Here is a 2,080-nt window from a genome sequence, read left to right as displayed (position 1 = left end):
CGGCGGGCAGCCGGGTGCTGGAGGCGGGTTGCGGGGTCGGCGCCCAGACGGTGCAGCCCGTACGAGCGGCTCCACCGGGCCCGACCCGGTGCTCCCGGTACCCGGCGCTCAGTGCTCGCCGTGCGCGCCCGGCTCGGCCGAGGTGACCAGCTCGGTGAGCACCCCGCCGCAGTCCTTGGGGTGCAGGAAGGTGATCCGCGAGCCCATCGAGCCGATCCGCGGCTGGTCGTAGAGGACCCGGACGCCCTTGCCCCGGATCGCCTCGGCGTCGCCGTCCACGTCGGCGGTGCCGAAGGCGATGTGGTGCACGCCCTCGCCGTTCTTCTCCAGCCACTTGGCCACCGTGGAGTCCGGCCGGGTGGGCTCCAGCAGCTGGAGGTACGAGGCGCCGCCGTCGTCCGTCCCGTTGATCCGGAGCATGGCCTCGCGCACGCCCTGCTCCTCGTTGACCTCGCTGTGGAACACCTCGAAGCCGTAGGTGGCGCGGTAGAACTCGACCGTCTTGTCGAGGTCTCGGCAGGCGATGCCGATGTGGTCGATACGGGTCAGCACGGCGACCTCCGGAGCGGGTAGGGATGAAGGTGGCACCCAGTGCAGCGCATGGCGCCGAGCCGGCGCCAGCGGCGGACGTGCGAGTCTGCTCACACGCGGCCGGGTTCACCCGGATCGTGTTGACACGGTGTTGACTGGAGGGTGCCAGTGCGCTCGATCACACCGTCGCTCCGGTGACGGGCGGAAAACGGGTCAGTACATTGAGCGCATCCTCACCTGGCCACGACGTGCGAAGGGGCTCGTCCCATGACCAACACCACCTCTGTGATCGTTGCCGGTGCGCGGACCCCGATGGGTCGACTGCTCGGCTCCCTCAAGGGCTTCTCCGGTGCCGAGCTCGGCGCCTTCGCGATCAAGGGCGCGCTGGAGCGGGCCGGGATCACGGGTGAGCAGGTCCAGTACGTGATCATGGGCCAGGTGCTGCAGGCCGGCGCCGGCCAGATCCCGGCCCGCCAGGCCGCCGTCAAGGCCGGCATCCCGATGAACGTCCCCGCGCTGACCATCAACAAGGTCTGCCTCTCCGGCCTGGACGCCATCGCGCTGGCCGACCAGCTGATCCGCGCCGGCGAGTTCGACATCGTGGTGGCCGGCGGCCAGGAGTCGATGACCAACGCGCCCCACCTGCTGCCGAAGTCCCGCGAGGGCTACAAGTACGGCGCGATCGAGATGCTCGACGCGATGGCCCACGACGGCCTGACCGACGCCTACGAGAACATCCCGATGGGCGAGTCCACCGAGCGGCACAACACCCGCCTGGGCATCGCCCGCGAGGTGCAGGACGAGATCGCCGCCGCCTCGCACCAGCGCGCCGCCAAGGCGCAGGCCGACGGCGTCTTCGACGCCGAGATCGTCCCGGTCGCGATCCCGCAGCGCAAGGGCGAGCCGGTGCTGTTCAGCCAGGACGAGGGCATCCGCGCCGACACCACCGTGGAGGGCCTGGCCAAGCTGCGCCCGGCGTTCACCAAGGACGGCACCATCACCGCCGGCACCTCCTCGCAGATCTCCGACGGCGCCGCCGCCGTGGTCGTGATGAGCAAGGCCAAGGCGGAGGAGCTGGGCCTGACCTGGATCGCCGAGATCGGCGCCCACGGCAACGTGGCCGGCCCGGACAACTCGCTGCAGTCGCAGCCGTCCAACGCGATCAAGCACGCGCTGGCCAAGGAGGGCCTGGAGGTCTCCGACCTCGACCTGATCGAGATCAACGAGGCGTTCGCGGCCGTCGCCCACCAGTCGATGAAGGACCTGGGCGTCTCCTCCGACATCGTCAACGTCAACGGCGGCGCCATCGCGCTCGGCCACCCGATCGGCATGTCCGGCGCCCGCGTGGTGCTGACCCTCGCCCTGGAGCTGCAGCGCCGCGGCGGCGGCGTCGGCGCGGCCGCGCTGTGCGGCGGCGGCGGCCAGGGCGACGCGCTGATCGTGCGGGTCCCGAAGGCTCAAGCTGCAGGACGCCCCGATCCCGCACGCCCACGGCGGCCCGGTGCGCCTCTACGTGGCACCGATGTACTTCTACAAGTCGGCCAAGTGG

General features: G+C 71.1%; 1 protein-coding gene and 2 pseudogenes. 2 read left to right on the top strand and 1 reads right to left on the bottom strand.

Translation table 11 applies throughout. The features are described from left to right. Positions 1–108: 108 nt before the first annotated feature. The gene (gene mce / locus ABT247_RS33205) at positions 109–552 is read right to left on the bottom strand and encodes a methylmalonyl-CoA epimerase (protein ID WP_350750272.1); all 444 of its coding nucleotides are present in this window, start codon (positions 550–552) and stop codon (positions 109–111) included. Positions 553–798: 246 nt separating this feature from the next. On the opposite strand from mce, the pseudogene ABT247_RS33200 reads away from it, so the two are divergent. After that, a pseudogene (locus ABT247_RS33200) lies at positions 799–1,989 on the top strand (acetyl-CoA C-acetyltransferase); the annotation flags it as partial. Next, positions 1,988–2,080: pseudogene (locus tag ABT247_RS33195) on the top strand (molybdopterin-dependent oxidoreductase); the annotation flags it as partial. The pseudogenes ABT247_RS33200 and ABT247_RS33195, both read left to right, overlap by 2 nt.

Origin of the sequence: Kitasatospora sp. NPDC001539, assembly GCF_040298565.1 — a bacterium.
In the GTDB taxonomy this organism is placed as follows: domain Bacteria; phylum Actinomycetota; class Actinomycetes; order Streptomycetales; family Streptomycetaceae; genus Kitasatospora.
This window is presented reverse-complemented; position numbering and strand designations above follow the sequence as displayed.